We start from the raw sequence: 22,070 nt of genomic DNA, 5'->3' as shown, positions 1-22,070 counted from the left end.
AGTTATCGTTGATTGATTAATTGGTGAATAAAATCAAGTTCAAGTGAATGTTTTCCGGCTTGTAAAGTTATCGATTTTTGGGGTTCTGGCATTGTAAAAGGAACAAATGTTGCAGAAGTACCTGCCGGAATATCGATTGTATAACGGATACAGTCATTAGTTTGACGAACCCAGTTGATATTTAACCAGCCATAGGGAGTATTATAGCGTATGGTAAGTTCATTCATGTCTGCCGGAAAGAAAGGTTTTAGCAAAATATGCTTGAATCCGGGATGTTTTTCATCTATCTGAATTCCTCCCAGTCCTTTGTATAGCCATGCTCCTATTTCTCCGAACATAATATGGTTATATGAGTTGTCGATAACGACATCTGTCCGCCAATTTTCATGTAGAGTTGTAGCACCTTGTTTGATCCAGTACCCCCCAGGAAGGATAGGTGTCTTGTGATGCGACTTTGTAAGCTGTTTCTGCATATCCGTTATCTGACATGGCGGAAAGTAGGGCTTTGCTTCCTAATAAACCGACGTCCAGATGATAATCGTCTTTTTCTACCAATTCATGTAGTCTGGCAGCAACTTTCTTTTTATCTTCTTCCGGAACGATTCCCCAGTATAATGGCATGGCAAGTTCTGTCTGTGTTCCCTCTGCATATATTCCTGTTTCCTTATTGAGAAAACTGGTGTTGATAGCCTCTTTTATTTTTTGTGCCAGCGTGTTATAATAGGAGGCATCTTCGGCATATCCGAAAAGTCTGGCTGCTTTGGCTAGAATACAGACGTCCGTATAATAATAGATAGAGGAAGTCAAGGTTATATTGCTTTTTGAGCGTACAGGTACCCAGTCGCCCAGTCCCCAGTCTGTAAGATGATTGGTTGATATGGATTCTATATAGGAGACATATTTTTTGATTGGTCCGTACATGCGGCGGAGTAATGTGGTGTCTCCGTAAAATCGATAAATTTCCCAAGGGATAATGGCGACAGCACTCGTCCAGTCGACCCCGTTGGCCCAATCATAGCCCCATACAGAAGTTGGGATGATACATGGGAGGATTCCGTTGTCTTTTTGTTCATCACAAAAGTCGTTCATCCATTTCTCATATATAGAGATACCATCGAAATTGTATAATCCTGTTTCTATGGTAATATGTGCGTCTCCTGTCCAGCCATTTTTTTCCCGTTGAGGGCAGTCAGTCGGGTAACCGAACAAGTTGGCTAAATAGGAACTGTTAGTGGCTTTCCATATTTTGTTTAGCAGATCGGATGACGAAGACCAGTAGCCGATGGCCGGAATATCACTGTGCATTTCTACTGCAATAAGATTTTCGTCGGATAATTGAATAGGGGCAGATGATGAGACTTCTACAAACTGAAAACCTTTGTAGTTGAATTTGGGCATGAATCTATCTTGCTTTCCGCTAAGTATGACGATGTCTGTTTGAAAAGGATCGCTGTCGTCTGTCGGCCGGTAGTGATAATCTATATTTGCCATGTTTACCATACCGTTTTTGTCTAAAAGTTCCCCATGTTTCAGGCGCAGTTTTGTTCCTTTTTTCCCTTTCACTTTTAGCTCGGTGACACCTGCAATGTTTTTGGGGAAATGATAGACGTAGCAGCTGTCATTTATTTTTTTGCATTGAGTTGCTGTATAGCGGGCCGTTTCACGAATCGGATGCATAACTTGTGATTTGATCGTTTCCGTAGGCGATTCGGTTTCTTGTGCATGATACCATCCGGTAGCGTTGAATCCGGGGGAGTCCCAGCCTGCTAATTCTTTCTGTGCATCATAATGCTCGGCTGTATAGATGCTGTTGAAAATAACCGGGCTGTCAGTTGTTTGCCAGGTTGAGTCAGTACCCAGATATTCTGTTGTTCCATCTGTGTAACGCAGATGGAGTTGTGCTGTGAATTTAGGGCGGTTTCTCCATGAAGCCTTGTCGAAAAACCATACTGCTGTGGATTGATGATTATACCAGCCGTTCCCCAGTTGTACTCCTATTACATTTTCACCCAGAGATAGTAATGACGTAACATCATGAGTGACTGATAGTATACGTTTGTCGAAATGTGTATACATAGGGTCCAGGAAATGATTTCCTGCCCGTTGCCCGTTGACAGAGAGCTCATGCAGGCCTGCCGATGCAATAGTGAGTAAGGCTTGCTCGATTGTTTTGTCTAATTGGAAGCTCTTTCTATAATAGGGTGCCGGACGGTATGTGATGTCATGTTTGTCAGTAATCCATTTCCCTTTCCAGTTGTCGGGTGATAAACATCCTGTCGTGAAGGAGGATATTGGAGAAAATGTAGTTTTCTGTTTGGAAGAGGTTTGATAGCCTATTTTCCAATAATACGTTGTATATGAATCTAAGGGTTGTCCATCATAGGAGACTCTTATAGGAGCTCCTATGATGGATTTGTTCCAATAACCGGACTGTCTGCCTGATAATTGAGTACTGTCTGTTGATAGCCATATCTCAACTCTGTTGATACTATCTTCCTCTAGCAGCGGAAGTTTCCAGGAGAGTCTGGGAGTTTGAGTATCTACTCCTACAGGAACGGGTATATTCTCACATTTTAATTCAAATGGCGTTTTTAGCTCTTGAGGTGCACATGAGAATAGGGTTGTACCCAATAAATACAAATAGGACCGAATTGAAATATGAGCCATATTGGTTAGTTGGTTAGTGATGAATTTACTTTTTTCTTCTCTCTTCGAGTTCTGTTGATATTTCATATAATCTTTTTTCATTTAACGGATAACGTGAAATGAAGAATGCTGATAGCATGGTGGCAATTGCCGGGAAGATACTCATCATCATACAAATGCCGGTTTGAGCAAAGTCGGATTGGATTACATTTGCTTTGAAACCGAAATAGGCCAGTAGCCATCCGGTCAAAGCACCTCCGATTGTCCAACCGAACTTTTGAGACATGGACGAAGAAGAGAATATCAGGCCGGTTGCCCGTCTTCCGGTTTTCCATTCGGAATAGTCTGATATATCTGCATACATAGACCATAATAAAGGAGAAATAATACCCGCACAGATACTTATTAAGACCTGTAAACAAAGAATTCCCCAGATAAAATCTTTAGGAAGGAAGTAGAATAAAACACTTAGAATGGTAGCGCCAACCATTGCTACAAAATAAGTTTTCTTTTTACCGATTCTTTTGGTGAGTGACGGCACAAACATGATTCCGAGGATATTGGCGGCTTGTCCTAATACCAAGTAGATCGTGATTAGAGTAATGGCACTATTCATGAATGAGAAAGAGAATGTATCGGAGCTGTCTACATAATATTTGAAATAGAATACAGCAGAACCGTCACGAAGAGAATTGAACACTAATGCCATGATTCCTGCGCATAAAAGAATCCACCAGGGTTTGTTTCTGCCCAGATCTTTCAGATCTTCTTTCAGTGATCCTTTTTCTTCCTTTATGGGCTGCACTCTTTCTTTTGTCCATAGAAAAGTTAATAAGAACATTCCACTAGCCATAATCGCAAATACGACTGCAGCCATCTGCCAGCCGAAAGCGATGTCAGGTATATTTTCCGTTATCTTCATTTTACTGAATATATCAACCAGTGGCTCAATGAGGAATAGTACCAGAATACTTCCTCCAAAAGCAAATGTCATGCGGTAGGAGGAGAACTCTGTGCGTACTTGTGGATTGGCAGACATTACTCCTAATAGAGATGCGTACGGAACATTGATTAATGAATATACCATCATCATAAGGGTATATGTGGCATAGGCAAATATTATTTTGGTAGTCATGTTATCTCCAAAAGATGAGAAGGTCAGTATACCACAGATGCCGAATGGTATGGCTACCCATAATAGGTAGGGGCGGAATTTACCCCAGCGTGAGTTTGTCCGGTCGCCTAATATTCCGACAAACGGATCGAGGAAAGTGTCCCAAATGCGTGTGATAAGGAACATTGTTCCTACCACTGCCGAAGAGATACCTACCACGTCTGTGTAGAAGAATAGCAGATACATTGTGAATAACTTCCAAAACATGGAAGAAGCAGCATCTCCTAATCCATACCCGATTTTTTCTCTTAGTTTTATGTTTTCCATGGTGATGTATTTATTGTTTCAGGTATTGTTTATTGTGGTTTACCATAGTAATGATCCGCTTCACAGATTCTATAGAACGGAAACCGTCGGTTGGTGTGTGCAGACAATAATCTACAAGCTGGCTTACTGTTGATTCGGCTACATGAAGACGGGTGTCCGAAGACGCATAATAGATATAAATTTTTCCGTTATCATCTTCAATCCATCCGTTTGAGAATAATACATTCGATACATCACCGATTCTTTCTTCTCCTATAGGGGCCATGAAATAACCTGCAGGTTCAGCTATAATTTCTGTCGGATCTTCTAAAGAAGTCATATATAAGTATAATACATAGCGTAATCCGGCTGCGCATCCTCTTACACCATGTGCTAAATGTAACCATCCTTGTGGAGTTTTAATGGGGTGTGGCCCTTCTCCATTTTTTACCTCCTTGATCGTATGATAAAACCGTTTATTGATGATCTTTTCCTCTTTTATTTCGGCATGACAGATGTCATCTATGAGTGCCCATCCGATACCTCCTCCATTGCCGGCGTCAATAAAACCATCTTGAGGGCGGGTATACAGGGCATACTTCCCATTCACAAATTCCGGATGAAGCACTACGTTACGTTGCTGGCTCGGAGATTTCAGATCCGGCAAGCGTTGCCATGTTTTTAGGTCTTTTGTTCGTGCAATACCTGCAACGGCTACTGCGGAAGATAAATCACCGGCTGGAGCGTTTGTATCTTTGCGTTCCGCACAAAAAATGCCATAAATCCATCCATCTTCATGTGCGGTCAGGCGCATATCGTACATATTGGTATCAGGAATGTCTGTCTCCGGCATTTCTATCGGATAATCCCAAAAACGAAATCCGTCTACGGGACTATTACTTTCTGCTACTGCAAAGAATGATTTTCGGTCTGCTCCTTCCACACGCGCCACAAGATAGTATTTATGATTGATCTTGATGGCTCCCGTATTCATTACAGCGTTGATGCCAATTCTTTCTTCCATGAATGGGTTTTGTTTTTCATCAAAATCATACTTCCAGATGAGTGGTGCATGTTCTGCTGTTAATACAGGGTGGTAGTAACGTTTATATATACCGTTGCTATTGTTACATATCTCATTTTTTCGGTTGATAAGAGCTTCATAATTTTGTGTTAGCTCTTCTAATCTATTACTTTTCATATTCTATAGTTATTTTTCTCGGTTAATTATTCTATAATTAAAACCCAGTCATTTCCTTTTCCCTTTGTGGGAGAGGATACGGGAATGGTATCTGCTGTTGTATTTTGATAGAATGTGATTCTTCCATTGCGAGGATTCATCCACTTTAAAGACCGTTTGGATGCCTTCATTGAAGGCAAATAAATCGTTCTCTCTCCACCTTGTGGAAAATATACTAATAAGTAGTCTTTGTTGCCGAATGCTACGGGATAGTTTTTATTTTCTAAAGGTACATCGCCAAAGATGGTTTGTAGGTTTTTTCCTTGAGTAAAATCAAATTTCTCCCATAATCTGCGAAAGTGAATTAAATCCCAGGCTCCTTGTTTATCCATTGATTGGTACCATGGAGTGTCGGCGTCACATTTAGGCTCATGTCCGGTATCAAACATCTGCCATATATCATTACAGCCGTATGTATATCCACAAGCTCCGCTGAACATACTTTGGTAAAGTGTATGGCGGATATCATCATCTCCAAATCTTCCATTTTCTTTTTTGAAATTGATCGGAATATTTTCATATCGGGGTTCTCCGTCCATGCATGGCTTGTGTGGTTCCTTATTTAAATCGGGCAAAAGCAGACGTTGATAGATTGCGAAATCTTGTTGTGCGTGTCCGGATTGACACATATTAAAATCCAGCCACGAAGCATTGTGAAACCAGAACGAGGATGAGTGCTCTCCATGAGGATGATAGGTCATCAAATGGTTTTTGTCTACACTTTTAATACCGGTTGCTAATGCATTCCAAATGGCAAAGTTTTTTCCGTCTCCACTTCGATCACCTCCTATTATCCATATCAGATTGGGTGCGTTCATATAGCGTTCTCCTAACCATTTGCCGTATCTATATGCATTTTCCGGTGTAAAAATCTCCGGTCCTTTTCCCCATTGTTTGTCTACCTTATCTCCCCAGGTTGGTAGTAGAGCTATGTATAAACCTTTGGCTGCTGCCAGAGAAATAACTTTGTCTACATGAGTGAAATAGCCGGGAGCGGGCTTGTCAATATTGCCGTCAATTAACTTAGGTTCTCCGTTAGATGAAACATCCATATCATCTAATTCATCCAGGATTACCGTTTGTATGACGGTAAATCCTTTTTCTCTGCGATTCTCCAAATATAGTTCAGTCTCTTTGTCATTTAAGCGGCTGATGAGTTCCCATGCTGTATCTCCCATGTAGAGAAAAGGAGTTCCGTCACTGTATTCTAGGTAACGTCCTGAAGAATTTACCCTTAAGTTTCCTTTGGATAGATTCGTGGCGTTTCCTGTCCACCGATCTTCTTGGGCGGAAGTTCCAGTTATACAAAGCATGAGTAAAATATAGCAGATGGAGAATCGTTTGAACATAATTCTATTTTTTTAAGGTACTTGTATATTTCTCAATGATAGGCATTTGCGGTCTGTCTTTCCCGTCTTTGGGGGTAATTGCCATGAAATAGCTATCCCACCACGGACCCGCAGCCCAATATGTACCATTGATTCCGTTTTCTTGTAAATATCCCAAGAATAAGTCGAGGGTTTCATTCCAACGGGGATCATTGTCGGGAATTCCATATTCTCCGATAAAACCATGAAATTTATTTTGTTTGATCCATTCTACAAATGGTTTTACCCGGTCGATACCTTTCTCCGGATAACATTCTTCCTCTTCGTATGAATATTTGTAGGTACCGGATGCATCCTTGTCAAAATATACATGAGCTTCAAAAGCAAGGTTATTAGCCGGGTCTTTTAAATATTTGAGTGTATCACTCTGTTCAATCCAGCGCTCTGCTGATGACCAGTCATTGCCGCCTACCATGATAAGAGTATTTGTGTCGACCTCCCGAATGGCATTGATGGACGCTTGTGCCATGTCGAACCAGCTGGTTTCCGGGGTCAGATCATGTGGCTCGTTCATTAGCCCATAACCATATATGTTTTTAAAAGTCGAGAATTCTTTAGCGATAGCTTGCCAGAAAGAAGCCAAGTCTCCGATCGTTAATCCGTTATTTCCAATGAGGGTATGTTCGTTGTTCATGTAACGGCGACAGTAATTATGTAAGTCAAGAAGAACCACCATATCGCGTTTCTCTGCAGCTCTGACCAGTTCTTTCATTTTATTGAGGTCATGTTGGTTTAGCGGTCCTTTTAAGTCAAGTTGTAGCCGTTCCCATTTGAATGGCAACCGGATAAGTTTCAGCCCTTTCTTTTGCCAATATTCGAGGTCCTGGTCTGTCGGGTAGGTATAGTCTTTATTATATTCCCCGGGAAAGGATGAACCGAAGTCAGCACATGCCAAGTTTACTCCGTAAGGTTCACCTGTCTCTTTTACTGGAGGTTGATTACTTTTACATCCATTTAGAGTAAGAAGGCTGAGTAGTAGAAAAGCCGAAATAAAAACTTTTTTCATAATGTTCTGTTTAATAGGGTGATTGAAGGTTCCAGCCTTTTACAATAACTGGAGATTCCAAATTTATTTTTAATATTTTTGATTCCTGTGGATTAAGCCATATATAGTTCTCTGAAACGATAAGTTGATCCATCTTTTCTGGTGCTTCTATGTGCACTCCGATAGCGGGGTACTTTCCTGTATTTGTTAAAGTCACTATATTACCTGTGCGTTCCATTTTTATTTCTGTCTGGGGCATTGATAAGATGGAGCCCGGACGTACTTCGTAATTGGTAAAGTAATAATTCCGATACATATTCTTGTTGTCTTTGATTATGTCCAAGACAAAGAATAACATGGTCGATTTGGTTTGTTCTCTATTCAGACTTATTTCTCCTAATTTTTTGACAACATTCTCATCGCCAGTGCCGTTAAAAGTATGGGTGGCAACAGTGTCTAGTAGTGCATTGTATATAGACACTTTGACCTGATAAGGCTCTTTCTCCAATATTTGGCAATCGTCGAGTAGATAGACAGGAAGACTGACTTCTTGACTGGAAAGATTGCTGCGGTCAAATAGCATGACTGCCGCTAGCGGAGCAAAAGACTTTTGCACAAAATAGTGGACAGGTTTGATGATACCATAATAGTCTACACATGACCATGATACGCCGGGATAGTTATCGTTCATCTTATAATAAAGTGCTCCGGTAGTATGAGGCCATAATGTGCGTGCCCGTTCTAATGTATGGCGCACTCCTACTACTTGTGCTAACTGTGATCCGAGTATGAAAGAAGCCAGCGAATCCTTCGACATAAAATAACCGGAATATTGAACGAGCTTTTCCATTTCTCTCATTGTTCCGAAGATAGGAGTGTGGTGTGTGAAATTACCGCTCCTTTGGGGAGGCCACACTTCTTTTTCCTCATCCAAATATCTACGCACTGTCTCGATGTGAGGTAATGATGCTATCCCAAATTCTCCCCAAAAAGGAGCGGTCATATTTAAGTTATGATTAAGATGGGCATCGTCCCACCAGCAGTTGTAATTGTGCTGACTACCTCCCCAGGCCTCCCCGCGATGGAAGGGACGTGTTCCGTCAAGTTCAATGCTTAGTCGTCCCATCATATCAATTGCAGGTCCGAATGGTTTATCCGATTCATTTCCTGCTCCCCACATGATAAGAGAAGGGTGATTTCTTAATCGTTTGGTATTTCTTTCCACTGTTTCTTGCAGTATAGCGTACGGTTGCGTGTTATGGCTATTCCAGGCCGTTGGCCATTCTTGCATGACTAAAATACCATATTTGTCGCATAATTCGTAAAAATCATCAGTTTCGGGCATTCCCCCTCCCCAAGCTCTTAGCATTTGTATGTGCTGGCTTTGGGCTATTTGGAGTAAATGTTCATATTTATTTCTTGAGAAGTCCATTAATGCATCCATAGTGCACCAGCCTGTTCCTTTTATAAACATCGGCTTGTCATTGATGACAAATGTCCAGTTATAATAATCTTCTTTAGCACCATCAATTAATGGTCTCATCTCAATAGTCCGTATACCGAACGACGTTTTTGCATGGGCGGTCTTTCCTTTTTGTGGAATGAAGAATAGATTGAGGTCGTATAGTGCTTGTTCTCCTCTGTCATTGAGCCACCAAAGATGCGGATCTTTGATTTGAAGGTCTAAAGATAGAGTTTCCTGTTTCTTCTGACTATTTATGTTGAAATGATAATATTGTTTTACTCCTTTAAAGTTTTTAGGAGATACTTCTGCATATAATACTCCTTTTAATGGAGATGATTCTTTATGCAAATCGAGAGTTAAGCGCATTTGACCATCGAGCGAACGAGTGGCGATGAATGGCGATTCTATTTCTACTGCGGCTTGTTCTTTTAATTGAACGCTACGCCAGATTCCTAATGATGGGATTTGTGCATAATGCCATCCATAAACGCAATTGAATACAACAGTATATTTCCAACTTTCATTTGCGTTGGGAGGCCAGTTTCCCAGAAACATTTGGGGAATGGCTTCTAGTTTTACTATGAGAGTATTTTTATTCTTTAAATATTTACCTATTGAAAAATCGGGGCCTCCGAACATACCTTCGTGTGTTCCCAAAAGTTTTCCATTGAGCCATATTGTACATTTGTTAGCGATTCCGCCAAAAGATAATATACAGTGAGATGAGGGGGAGTCTAGTTCGAACTCCCGCTTCATCCACCATGTTTTGTAAGATTGTTTTTCTGCAATAGAGTCATTCTGTCCGATGTATGGATCAGGTATGATTTCATTTTCTACTAATGCGGTGTGAATACTACCAGGCACACGGGCGGGTATTTGATCTGTCCAGATGGTATGTAAACGTTCTTTTTCACTTCCTCCTTCTGCCAGTTGCCAGGTTCCGTCCAAAGAGATTTTCGCAGGAGTATCCCTGACAAGAGGAATATTTCCTGCTTCAGTCATCTGTATACCTTTTACTTCTATTGGAGATAGCTTTGCTGCAAAGCTTTCCCTGTCTATCTTATCCATTGATTTTTGTGCAATAATCATTGGAGTAGATAGCAGTAAAGTGATAATGGTGATGATTCGAGTTCTCATGGACAGTATTTATTCTGATTATTGTTGTGTACTTTTATATTTCAGGAGCGTGCTTAATTGCGGACGATCCTGTGTGTAATTATTGGTCGGTTGGACAGATAAGGGATAATCACCCCATCGTGGACCGGCAGACCAATAAGTTCCGTTTATTCCATTTTCTTGTAGATATTTAAGTGCTGCATCAAGAATATCCAGCCAACGACCGTCAGTATCAGGTATTCCATATTCACCGACGAATCCACGTTTATTATTCTCTTTCAGCCAGTCAACAAAAGGTTTCAAACGAGCCACCCCTGTTTGAACGGTTGCACCATCTTCATCATATCCTTTATTATAGTTTCCGGAAGAATCCGAATCGAAATATATATGTGCCTGGAATATCAGGTTATTACTTGGATCTGTAAGAGTTTTCAGATTGTCACTGCATTCTTTCCATCGTCTGGCAGAACTGAATTCGTCTCCGCTAACTATGATGGTTGTTTTAGTATCTATAGTGCGGATGGCATTAATGCAAGCTTGGGCTATGTTAACCCACGGTGTCGATGCCAGCATTTCGTAGGGTTCATTCATAATGTCGTAACCCCAGATATTTTTATAGTCTTTAAACTCCTTTGCCAGTTTTTTCCATACGTCACAGAAATTGTCAACAGTGCATCGTGCATTACCAATGATTGCATATTGATTATTTTGTGAACTTTGCCCGTCGCAATATACACAATATCTTCCAAAGTTATGCATATCCAATAGTATCTGTATGTTTCTATCTTCGGCAGCTTTGACGAATTTCTTCATTTTTGCCAGTTCTGTTGCATTTAATTCTCCATTCATTGTGGGTTGTATGCGTTCCCAACGAAATGGAAAACGTACCAGATAAAGACCTTTGGCTTTAAAGTAATCCAAGTCTTTTTCTGTGGGATAACCATAGTGAGTACCATCTACCCCCGGATATACATTCCCAAATTCAGCTCCTGACAGGTTAACTCCGAAATAAGCTGTTTGTTTGGTTGGTTGAGGTTCATCACCATTTTCTTCTTCGTCTGATTTGGAACAAGATGAAAATAGAAGTGCTATAATCGTTAATAATGAAAATAAGTCTTTTAACATAAATCGAATTGTTTTTGTTTATGAGGGAACGCTTTAGTACGAGCGTTCCCTTTTTATTTTTACTTATGAACAAACCTGAAATTACACATACTTAAATCAAAATCTTGAGCAGATTCGGGAGAAAATATGATTTTGAAAGCTGTGTTGGTACTAGGATCGATAGGATTAGGCAACAATGCTTCTGTATCGGCACTGATCCGTACAGTTTGCCATCCACCATAAGTATTAACAGGAATTCCTCCTTTGGAAGGATACCATCCATAATCTCCTAAAATGATACGCGCCTGGGCTGATATCGGAAATTTAGCTCCAGTACAGATTTCAAATCTTAAATCGTAAGATGAAGGGTCTGCGGCTACTTCTGCCGGTACAGTAATATATCCGGCCCACATAACCATCCATCCCCAAGCTTTCACGGAATTATTGAAGCGAATATATTTTCCTCCTTCTACTAATGGTTCCGGTTGTCCTTCTAATGTGCCGTCACATAAGAAATCTTTCGGGGCATCAGGGAATTGGCTGGAATGTGTAAAGGCACCGCTTCCCGGCCAATTATTGAAATCGAAAAGTTGAGATACTCCCGGATCCATGTATGTGAGCTTGTATGCTTCATCCATGTTTGCCCCTTTTATAGTAAGAGTAGATTTCGGAGCGGCATTTGCAGGAATTTCTATTGTCAGCTCTGTACGAGTAGCATCAATTACATTTACTGGTAAATTGCCTAGATTAACAATTGCTTCCTCGATTGTAATACCGTAGAGGTCAAAATTGTCACCTGTAATAACCGTCGTATCTCCCGGCTGGGTAAATTCATTCTTGAGTCCATTGATTGTTAAATCAGGGATGGAAACGACAAAAGGAATACTTAGTTCTCCGTGTTTGGTTGTAATATAAATTGTGTTTGTCACTTCTTTAGGAAGTGCACGGGGAATAGGTGCGAGAAGCATATCGTATGTCGAATATATCTCCTTACTGTCCACCTCGATATCATTGAATTTTAGGGAAGTGATATCTCCGAGGTTTGTTCCCTCGATTCGTACTACTTGTTCGAAATTTGCTCCCTCAATGGGAAATTCAGCATCTGTTGCCAAAACGACTTTGTCTACAGTCGGAGCACCTGTTGACGGTTTGTTTTCTTTGGCTTTCAGATCGTCGACTTCAACAATATCCGTACAGGATGTTAAAGTAAATATGGATGCTGCGATTATTGCAAAATATTTTATTTTCTTCATAATCTGTTTTTTACATGGTTATAAGTGATTAATCCCAGCCAGGATTATTCTCATTAATTCCTTGGTTTGTCAGGATTTCAAGAGTCGGAATCGGGAATAGCAGATGTTTGCTGGAACGTTGTTTTACGTTGTTAGCTTCATCCATTCCGCCTAGAGCATTCATTGCCTGCAAATAAATTCCCCAACGTATTAAATCCCAACGACGATCGCCTTCCAAGGCTAATTCCATTGCACGTTCTTCAAGGATTGCAGAACGCAGGCTGGTTTTATCTGTAAAGTTTGCCAGTTCTTTGCCTGTTGCATTACTACGGGTGCGAACATCATTTAAAGCATCTACCGATTCTTTTGTCGGGCCATTTAATTCATTAGCTGCTTCTGCAAAAATTAGAACAATATCAGCATAACGTAAAAATGGGTAATTGGCATCTGTACGAGGTTGAGTCTGATCGGCTATTTGTTGTGAATATTTGGTCGTGAAAGCGAAGAACTGTTCTGATCCTCCTTCATCACATCTCCATCCGGAGGTTACTTTAGGATTATCGAACGGAGGTTCTTTGGCTTCAACCATACGTTGCCATTTCCCAAAGTTCGGATAGTATGAACCACCCCCCCAACTTGTATCAGAGTTCTGACGTATCCAACAATGCAACACTCCCTTGTCCACGCGGTAGTCTTTTTCTTCAAATAATAGATACCAGTGTTTTCTACATCCTACCGTTAAGCTATTGTCTATATTTCCTGCTGCATTGAGTCTGCCACAGTAGTGCGAGCTGAATAATGTACCGTATAATTCATCACCGGACTTAGTTTGTAAGCTGAATAAATGTTCGCTACAAGTCTTGCCGGAAGGAGACCAAACCAAATCATAGTCCTCAAGTTTGTGTATTCCATATTCTCCTCCTATTATATCTCCTGCAATTTCGTAGGCCAGTCTATAATATTCTTGAGAGGAAAAGCTTTCGTAACCGGCAACTTGATCCTTGGAGAATGTTGTCGGAACAGGTTCTGTATATACTTTGGTCATAGTGCCGTTTACATTCTGCATGACAAACGGTGCGCCGGTTTTTACTGTTATTTGTTCTCCGGTAGCCATGGACGCAGAGCCGATAGTCGCATATACTTTGGCTAACAAACCTGCCGCAGTTGCAGCACAGACTCTTCCGGGTTTAAATCCATTGTCCGAATTTTTATAAATCATATCTTTGGCGTCTTTAAGCAAAGGTATGATTGTTTCCGTGTATACTTGTGCAATTGGAATGCGCGGATTATTAGTATATTGCCCGGATTCGTTTACACTGACGGAATAAATAGGGATAGCTCCATAAGCACGTACCAGATAGAAATATGCCCATGCTTTAAGAAAATAGCATTCTCCTAATGCATTCTTTTTAAATACTTCTGATACATTTTGCATCTTGTTGATTTCAGAAACCGCTATATTTGCTCGGTTAATCAAAGAGTACATTCCGGTCCAAAGTACATCGGCTTGTCCGTCACCTCCCTGGAAGTTACCACTTCCAAATTGGCTGAACTGCCATACTGCACCGGAAATATAGTCACAGTCATAATCCAGCGGACGTGGGAAACTACCGTATCTGAACATGGCTTCGTGTAATGTGTTATATACTCCTGTTACCCACATGTCGGCACCGTTATCAGAATCCTCAACATCTTCAGGGACAATGAAGTCGAAAGGCTTTTCTTCGATCATACTTTCGCATGATGTCATTACTGCTCCGGATAATAGGAGGCTGGATGCCATCAGATATATGAATATATTTTTCTTTTTCATTATTTCTTGAGATTATAACGTTAATTTAAAACCTATTGAATATGTTCTGCTGCTTGGATATGAGAAAATATCAACTCCTCTTCTGGAAGCGTCAGAACCAAAGGCGTTTACATCCGGATCAAACCAACTATAACCTGTAATCGTGAATACGTTTGTTACTGTACCGAAAACAGACAAGTTGCTAATTCCTTTTATGACTGAACCGAAATTGTAGTTTAAGTTGATCGTTTTTAGTCTGAAGTAAGAACCATCTTCTACATAACGGTCGGAGAGTTTCATGTCACGGGTCATTGCAGTAGTGACGCGAGGCCATTTGGCGTTAGCTGCATTCTCTGGTGTCCAGCGGGAATCATAAGCATCTTGAGTGATGTTTGCAATACTGCTCATTCCGATATTTGTCAAGTTACCATTAAAAATATCATTACCATGAGTACCTTGGAAGAACAATCCCAGAGTCAGATTTTTCCATCGTAAATTGGCATTCAGCCCGTAAATAAAGTCTGGATTAGTATCACCGATGATAGCTCGGTCTTCTGACGTTATTTTTCCGTCATTGTTTTTGTCCAGGTATTTGATTTCACCGATCATTCTGCGAGCCTCATCATCAGATGCTTTGGCATATATTGGATCTGCACGGACTTCTGCTATATTATCATAGAAGCCGTCTTCTATATAGCCGAAGAGTGTTCCGATAGGTAATCCATTTCTTTGCAGAAAGACTTCTTTGGCACTATACCATAATTGGTTAGCATATTGATCGGCCGTTAAACCTCCGATTTCATTTTTATTAAAAGAGATGTTACCGTCGAAGTCTAAGGTCCAGTCTTTTTTATCTAATGCAATGATTTTACCGGTTAGCTCAAGTCCTTTGTTTTTTACATGACCGAAATTCGTCCACATGGTAGTATAACCGGTACTATTCGGTATAGATACATTTTGTAGCAGGTCATTAGTTTTTTTATAATAATAGTTAGCTGATAAACTAATCCTGTTATTCCAGAATCCCATGTCGAGTCCGACATTATATTGGTCGGTTGTTTCCCATTTGAGTTTGTCATTCAAAGGACCTTTGTAAGTTTGTCCTGCAAATCCACTGCTCAATGTTCCGTCCAGAGGGTAATTGGATGGTGCAAGTGAAGCGATGGTCTGGTAACTGCTGATCGCTTGATTACCGGTTTGACCGTAGCTGAATCGCAACTTTAAGTTACTGAATATATTTAGGTTTTTGATGAATTCTTCTTCAGATATAGTCCATGCTACTGCTCCTGAAGCGAAGTTCGCGAATTTATTTCCGGGAGCGAAACGGCTTGAACCATCACGACGGAACGATGCTGTGAAAATATAGCGATCCTTGAGTGTATAGTTGGCGCGTCCTAATAAGGAGACTAGAACTGCTTGTCCTCGATAGCTGGCTGGTGTCTCAATATTTAATGCCTGGCTCATATCGAAGTCCTGTGTGATGTCAGTCGGGAAGTTGGACGCATTCATTGTTTTGCCACCCCAGTCTGATTTTTCGTAAGTGAAACCGGCTACTACATTGAGATGATGTAGTTTGTTGAATGTCTTATCGAAAGTAACCAATGATTCTGCTGTTAAGTTCTGCCAGAAATTGTCGCTTTTACCAGCTCGTCCGTTGGAAGCTTTACCTTCTCCTGTTTCACGATTGTAGTAACTTGCACGATCGTTTACTGAATAACTGATACCTAGATTCTGACGGAATTTCAAACAGTCGAAGATTTTAATCTCGGCAAACGCAGAAGTAAATACATTGATTGACTTCAGCTCATCTTTAGCTGTATTAACGTATGTACGTGGATTGGCTGACAACCATGCATAAGAATCATCTTCTGTCTTGTCTCCTACATATAATGTCGGTAAATAAAGCATGGCAGAACGGATGATACTATAATCATAAGAATTTGACTTGGCAAACTTAGTTAACGAACGGGTGAAGTTGATATTTAGTCCCGTATTTAACCAGGGTTTCACATGGCTTCCGATGTTGGCACGAACAGCAAAACGTTCATAACCAGAATTCTTGATAATACCTGTCTGGTCTGTATAGTTGCCTGAAAATGCATAGTTGCTCTTTTCATTTCCTCCTGATACACTAAGATTGTATTCCTGTGTTAATGCATCTTGTAGGATCTCGTCCATCCAGTTGGTACCCTCTACCCATTCTTTATTGCCGTATTCGTCTTCGCGATAACCCGGATTGAGATAATCTTCCGGTGAAGCATAGTATTTACCGGAGTTGGGAACGATTTTATCGTTCTCGTCGCGACGGTAGTTCCATTTACCACGATAAGGAAGGTATGAATAAGGAAGATTGTCATAAGCAGCTCCATTGATTACACCCTCATTTACATAATTAGCATAGGTGTAAGCATCCAGCATTTTAACCATTTTGGCTATTTTGGAAAGTCCGAAATTGGTCGAGAACTCAACTTTAGCGTCTCCGGCACGACCTCTTTTAGTGGTAATCAATACGACACCATTCGCTCCGCGAGAACCGTAAATGGCTGTTGCCGAAGCATCCTTTAAAATGTCGATTGATTCGATGTCATTAGGATTGATCAATGACAGAGGATTAGTGGTGGAGTTGTTGCCCTCGTTGGCTTTACTGCTTGGAGTATCTCCTACTTCAAACGGAATACCGTCGACAATGTAAAGTGGTTGTGAATTTGTAGAGAATGAGTTAGCACCACGGATGGTGATACTTACACCTGAACCGGGAGCACCGTCACTCTGGTTTACTTGTACACCAGCTAATTTTCCTTGTAGGGCTTGGGAGATGCTGGTCGGGTTACCAAGCATCAAGTCATCACTTTTAATAGAAGCAACGGCTCCGGATAAATCTTTTTTCCTCATTGTACCATAGCCGATAACTACTACTTCATCCAAAGATTGAGTATCATCTTTGAGTGAAACATTGATTGTTTTACGGTTTCCTACAGTGACTTCTGTTGTTTTATAACCGATAAAAGTATACTGAAGAACAGATTTTTGGCTTTCTACTGTTATAGTATATTTACCATTTAAATCACTGATGGTACCATTGTTTTTTTTAACTCCTAACTCAACAATATTAACTCCGGGAAGAGGTTCACCTTTACTGTCTGTTACAGTACCTTTAATTTCAATACCTGCTGCTGATGCAGCTGTATTTATCATCCAGAACATAATCAAAAAGAGCCAGACTCCTTTTGATCCTTTTAGCATCCGCACTTTTGAGCGGGGAAAAGAAAAGAGATTCTTTTTCATTTTTATCAAATTTAAAATTAACTTTAGTATAAAATCTCGTATATTTATTATTGATGCAAAGCTAGTAAATAAGGAATGTAAATTATTGACGTTATTTGCCTAAAACTGATATTATTTTATCATTCTTTATTTTTATAAATATGTGAGTTGTATTGTCGGATAAACTTACGGCTTTGACGTCCTGCAGGTTTTATTAAAGACTCGTCCCATCCTCCGTTTTTGTTTGCTCGCGGAAGAATCATGGAGCAAGTTTCGTTCTTGTCTGAAATGGACCAGTTAACCCAGCTGATCTTTTTGCTTTCCAGCCATTCTACCCAACGGGTCCATTCTGGTATATCTAATGGGCCATCGCCAGTACATTCCATGCCTGCACATTCAGACACAAAAATGGGAATTCCTTTTTCCCATGCTGCTTCAGCTCTATCCCGTAACTCTTGTTTATGAGTGGCGGCATAGAAATGGAGGGTATACATTATATTATCGGATCCTTCTAAAGGACTTTCTGCTACCAGGTGTAAGTCTTGGTCCCAGTGTGGGCTGCCTACAAGAATAATATTATCAGGATCATATTTACGTATTTCAGAGATAATATCAGTTGCATATTCTTTCACACTTTCCCAACTGTCTTCCATAGGTTCGTTGTATATTTCATAAATAATATGAGGATATTTTCCGTATTTCTGTGCCATCATTGAGAAAAATGCTTTTGCTTCTTTTTTTTGTGGATAATAAGTATGCCAGTCGATTATTATATAGAGGTCGTTTTTAATTGCCGCTTTAATCACTTTATTCATGCATTTTAATGCAAATTCCGGATTTTCAATGTAGTTGTCTTCAATAACTGTTCCCATGGCGGCGCGTAAAACGGTACATTTCCAATCTTTTTTCAACCATTTCACAGATTGCTTATTGTAAAATCTGGGCCATAGGTTGTGCCAGCCATAACTAACCCCTCTTAATACAATAGGGTCTCCGGTTTGGCTGCATAATTGATTACCTTTTACTTGTAGTTGTCCCCATTGTTTTACAGGATCTTTACTGTAACTGAATAATGATATCATGGAGAATAAGGTGATAAACAAAATGACTTTCTTCATTTTCATAATAAATTAGGTATAACATATAAGATGGACGTTGCAAAGTAAGCACAAAAAAAATATGTAAAAAAGTGCTTTGTTATCATATACTGATACTTTTCTTACTATTTATTTAAGGCAAGAGTATATTACCTTATTATATATATACAAAAAAGATTAAGCCGGAAAATAAATATGATAACAGATGGCTTGAAGGTTAAAATAGTATATTGATTTGATAATAAAGTGGTTGTATGCTTATATAAGTTGCCGTACTTTTATGAATTAAATTTTATAGATAGATTCATGTTTTATTTTATATTTATCACCTTATGAAAAGAAGTATTTTTTTAGTTTGTTTTGTTGTTTTCGGGGTTGTGTCATTGTCGGCAATTGGCTCGATAGTCTCTGTAGCACAGTCGGGTTGGCAGACTGATAGTATATCTTATGGTATATCTCGAATGGTTGATATTGCATCTTTGCCCCTGTTAGATCGTGGAATCTCTGTCCATTATGAAGGTAGTATTGATAAAAGAGGAAAGAATGCCGACTGGGACTGGAGTCTTTACCAGGATCAACGTGGAGAATGGGTAATATTTGATGTTGATGGTCCGGGATGTATTTATAATCTTGTACAACATCGCTATATGAGTTCAAGTGATCCGCTCTTCCGTTTTTATTTTGATGGAGAAGAAACACCTCGTTTTAGTTTACATTTATCTGAATTCGGAGAGAAAGAGCCTTTTATAAAACCTTTGGCTGAAAGTTATATTGGCCCGTTTGATAACGGAAGAGGGCCCATACGTGTTGCACGGAGTTTTGTTCCAATGCCGTTTAACAAGGGATGCCGTGTAACTACCGATGTGAAACTGGAAGGTTATGAAAGAACCAAAGGTGAAGGAGGTTGGGGACATGTTGTATACCACACTTATGCGGACAATGGTATCAAGACCTTTACCGGGAAGGAGAATTATGATACTTTGATACAATTATGGAAGAAACAAGGTAGTAATCTTTTGTGCAAAGATCAATTGGCATATCATCGTAAGTCGGAACAAAAGATTAATGCTGGCGAATCCATTACTTTATTGGATGAAAAAGGAGAGGGAGCTATTGGTTCTTTAAAATTTTATCTTCCGGAGATTAATGAGCAGCACTTGCAGGATGTATGGATTCATATGTTTTGGGATGCTCATCAGCAACCCGATATTTCTTGTCCTTTAGCGTGTTTGGGAGGCAACTCTTTGGGCTTTCACGATACCAACTATTTGCTGTCAGGATATAACACAGACGGTTGGTTTTATAATTATTTTCCAATGCCATATTGGAAGCATGCGAAGATAATAATTGAAAATCGTAGTGGCGTTCCTGTTTCTTTGGGATTCTCAGAAATAGCTGTTTCCAGGTCGGTTTATCCCACATCTAATACCGGATACTTTCGTAATACACCATATTATACCCGAAAACATGTGGCAGGAATAGATAGTCCGATAGCTGCTATTCAAGGAAGAGGGAAGATGGTTGCTGCTCATGTTACATGTCATGCCGAACGTTCACATATCATTTCTTGCGAGGGGGATGTTCGTGTATATATTGACGGCAAACGAACACCACAAGTTGAGAGTGACGGTTCTGAAAGTTATGTTTGTTATGGTTGGGGATTCCCGACCCCGCCTGAAGTGCATCCAATGGGAGGGTATGACGGTCTTTCGGATAACCCATGGTCTATGACTCGTTTTTGTATAGGCGATAGTTATCCTTTCTATTCAGAACTGAAGTTTGGAATAGAGTCGGGCGAATATAACAATCAGTATTTGGAACACTCGGGTACTATATTCTATTATGGTCAAGATAAAAATGTACTGGTGAAAACTGATAGTTTGGATTTAAACTCTTCTCGTTCTATTAAACGGCACTCTTATAAAGCTATGGGTAATGTACGCAGAACAAAATTGGAAAGTTTCTTTGAGGGAAATGAGGATCGTATTTTATATGTAGGAGAAACCGTCCGGTTTGAAAGTTTTAGTAGTTTTAGAGTGAATATATCTTCTCAAAATGAAGGAGTGCGTTTGCGTAGGTTGAGCGACCAAAACGATGTTCGACAAGCAGCCCGTGTTTTTGTTGATGGTGAAGAGGTTACAGAACGTTTATGGTATGTAGCTGATAGTAACCCTTATAAACGCTGGCTGGAAGATGACTTTGAAATTCCAGCCAAGTATACTAAGGGAAAGAAATCATTAAATATTCGTATCGTACCAGTTTCTATGTCTAAAGAGGGAAAAAATACTTGGAATGAAGCTGAATATCAGGTGTTTTGTTATAATAATTAAATATTATAAATCAATACCACCGTGTACGCCACATAACAAAGTATCATAATCCCTCCTTCGATTCTTGTGATAGTCCTTTTGGCAAAGAACAGCCCGAATAACCAGAGCAGGATACCGGAACCTACTAGCGTAAACAGGTCGAAGTTGGTAATTCCGCTAAGACGGAGAGGAGTGATGCTGGCGCTACATCCCAGTACAAAGAATATATTGAAGAGGTTACTACCGATCACATTTCCAATGGCAATTTCCGGATTCTTCTTTAATGCGGCAACGATAGACGTAGCCAGTTCAGGAAGAGAAGTACCTCCTGCAACCAGTGTCAATCCGATAATCGATTCGCTGACACCCAGGTTGCGGGCGATGCCTGTGGCGCCGTCAACAAACAACTGACCTCCAAAAATGAGGGCAGCCAAACCTCCGATGATATAAAGAATGGATTTCCACCAGGGGAGTGATTTGATTTCTGTCTCCTCTTCTATGGTCGGAGCTTCTATCTGTCCCGCCTGTTCTGTTGTGCTCGGCTTGGAGGCGATGGCAAAGGTGTAACCCATGAAGATAACAAAAAAACAAAGCAATAATAAGCCGTCTACTCTGTTCAGGATATTCTCCGGAGCTTTATCCAGGAATACATCATTGGCACAAATCAGCAAGACAATAGAAGAAAGTATGCAGAGTGGTATCTCTTTTCTAAGTGTATTGCGGGTGATGACAATCGGGGCGAATAAGGCCGTGCAGCCCACAATCATCAACGTATTGAAAATGTTACTTCCCACCACGTTGCCTATGGCAATATCCGCGCTGCCTTTGATGGCAGAAGATACACTGACCGTCAGTTCCGGGGCAGAAGTGCCGAATGCAACGATGGTAAGTCCGATCACGATGGGAGGGATATGAAAACGCTTGGCTACCGAGGCGGCACCGTCTGTTAATCCGTTGGCTCCTAGAAGAATGAGGATTAATCCCCCGATAAGTAATAATATATTCATGCTTT

General features: G+C 40.3%; 12 protein-coding genes and 1 pseudogene. 1 reads left to right on the top strand and 12 read right to left on the bottom strand.

From position 1 onward, the window contains the following. Positions 1–2 precede the first annotated feature (2 nt). The 11 genes and pseudogenes from BXY_RS10225 to BXY_RS10175 form a co-directional block, all read right to left on the bottom strand. Positions 3–2,733, bottom strand: a pseudogene (locus tag BXY_RS10225) (family 78 glycoside hydrolase catalytic domain). Further along, the gene (locus BXY_RS10220; protein WP_015531832.1) at positions 2,693–4,087 is read right to left on the bottom strand and encodes an MFS transporter; all 1,395 of its coding nucleotides are present in this window, start codon (positions 4,085–4,087) and stop codon (positions 2,693–2,695) included. The pseudogene BXY_RS10225 and the gene BXY_RS10220 overlap by 41 nt, the downstream one beginning before the upstream one ends. Positions 4,088–4,097: 10 nt before the next feature. Then, positions 4,098–5,267: a glycoside hydrolase family 130 protein gene (locus tag BXY_RS10215; RefSeq protein ID WP_004298408.1), complete on the bottom strand. Its 1,170-nt coding sequence runs from the start codon at positions 5,265–5,267 to the stop codon at positions 4,098–4,100. Between the two features lie 26 nt (positions 5,268–5,293). Next, complete coding sequence (locus BXY_RS10210; protein WP_015531831.1) at positions 5,294–6,655, bottom strand: apiosidase-like domain-containing protein; 1,362 nt, start codon at positions 6,653–6,655, stop codon at positions 5,294–5,296. Positions 6,656–6,659: 4 nt separating this feature from the next. Further along, positions 6,660–7,700, bottom strand: coding sequence for a glycoside hydrolase family 5 protein (locus BXY_RS10205; RefSeq protein WP_015531830.1), 1,041 nt, complete (start codon positions 7,698–7,700; stop codon positions 6,660–6,662). Between the two features lie 10 nt (positions 7,701–7,710). Further along, positions 7,711–10,281, bottom strand: a complete 2,571-nt coding sequence (locus BXY_RS10200; protein ID WP_134993198.1) for a glycoside hydrolase family 2 protein — start codon at positions 10,279–10,281, stop codon at positions 7,711–7,713. An 18-nt stretch (positions 10,282–10,299) separates the two neighbouring features. Next, on the bottom strand, positions 10,300–11,385 hold the full coding sequence (locus tag BXY_RS10195; RefSeq protein ID WP_004302613.1) for a glycoside hydrolase family 5 protein: 1,086 nt from the start codon (positions 11,383–11,385) through the stop codon (positions 10,300–10,302). Positions 11,386–11,444: 59 nt separating this feature from the next. Next, positions 11,445–12,617: a glycan-binding surface protein gene (locus BXY_RS10190; protein ID WP_004302612.1), complete on the bottom strand. Its 1,173-nt coding sequence runs from the start codon at positions 12,615–12,617 to the stop codon at positions 11,445–11,447. 28 nt (positions 12,618–12,645) lie between these two features. Beyond that, entirely contained in the window at positions 12,646–14,409 is a 1,764-nt protein-coding gene (locus BXY_RS10185) for a RagB/SusD family nutrient uptake outer membrane protein (protein WP_004302611.1), read from the bottom strand. 12 nt (positions 14,410–14,421) lie between these two features. Further along, positions 14,422–17,673, bottom strand: coding sequence for a SusC/RagA family TonB-linked outer membrane protein (locus tag BXY_RS10180; RefSeq protein WP_009038868.1), 3,252 nt, complete (start codon positions 17,671–17,673; stop codon positions 14,422–14,424). 119 nt (positions 17,674–17,792) lie between these two features. Beyond that, a complete protein-coding gene (locus tag BXY_RS10175) occupies positions 17,793–18,770 on the bottom strand; it encodes a glycoside hydrolase family 5 protein (RefSeq protein ID WP_008997599.1) in 978 nt (325 codons plus the stop codon). A gap of 311 nt (positions 18,771–19,081) precedes the next feature. On the opposite strand from BXY_RS10175, the gene BXY_RS10170 reads away from it, so the two are divergent. Next, a complete protein-coding gene (locus tag BXY_RS10170; RefSeq protein WP_008770544.1) occupies positions 19,082–21,079 on the top strand; it encodes a DUF2961 domain-containing protein in 1,998 nt (665 codons plus the stop codon). Here BXY_RS10170 and BXY_RS10165 read toward each other — a convergent pair. Further along, positions 21,076–22,065 (bottom strand): calcium/sodium antiporter, encoded by a 990-nt coding sequence (locus BXY_RS10165; RefSeq protein ID WP_004317083.1) that lies wholly within the window; start codon positions 22,063–22,065, stop codon positions 21,076–21,078. The two genes, BXY_RS10170 and BXY_RS10165, sit on opposite strands and share 4 nt — an antisense overlap. Positions 22,066–22,070 lie beyond the last annotated feature (5 nt).

The sequence above is a fragment of the Bacteroides xylanisolvens XB1A genome (assembly GCF_000210075.1).
GTDB lineage: Bacteria > Bacteroidota > Bacteroidia > Bacteroidales > Bacteroidaceae > Bacteroides > Bacteroides xylanisolvens.
This window is presented reverse-complemented; position numbering and strand designations above follow the sequence as displayed.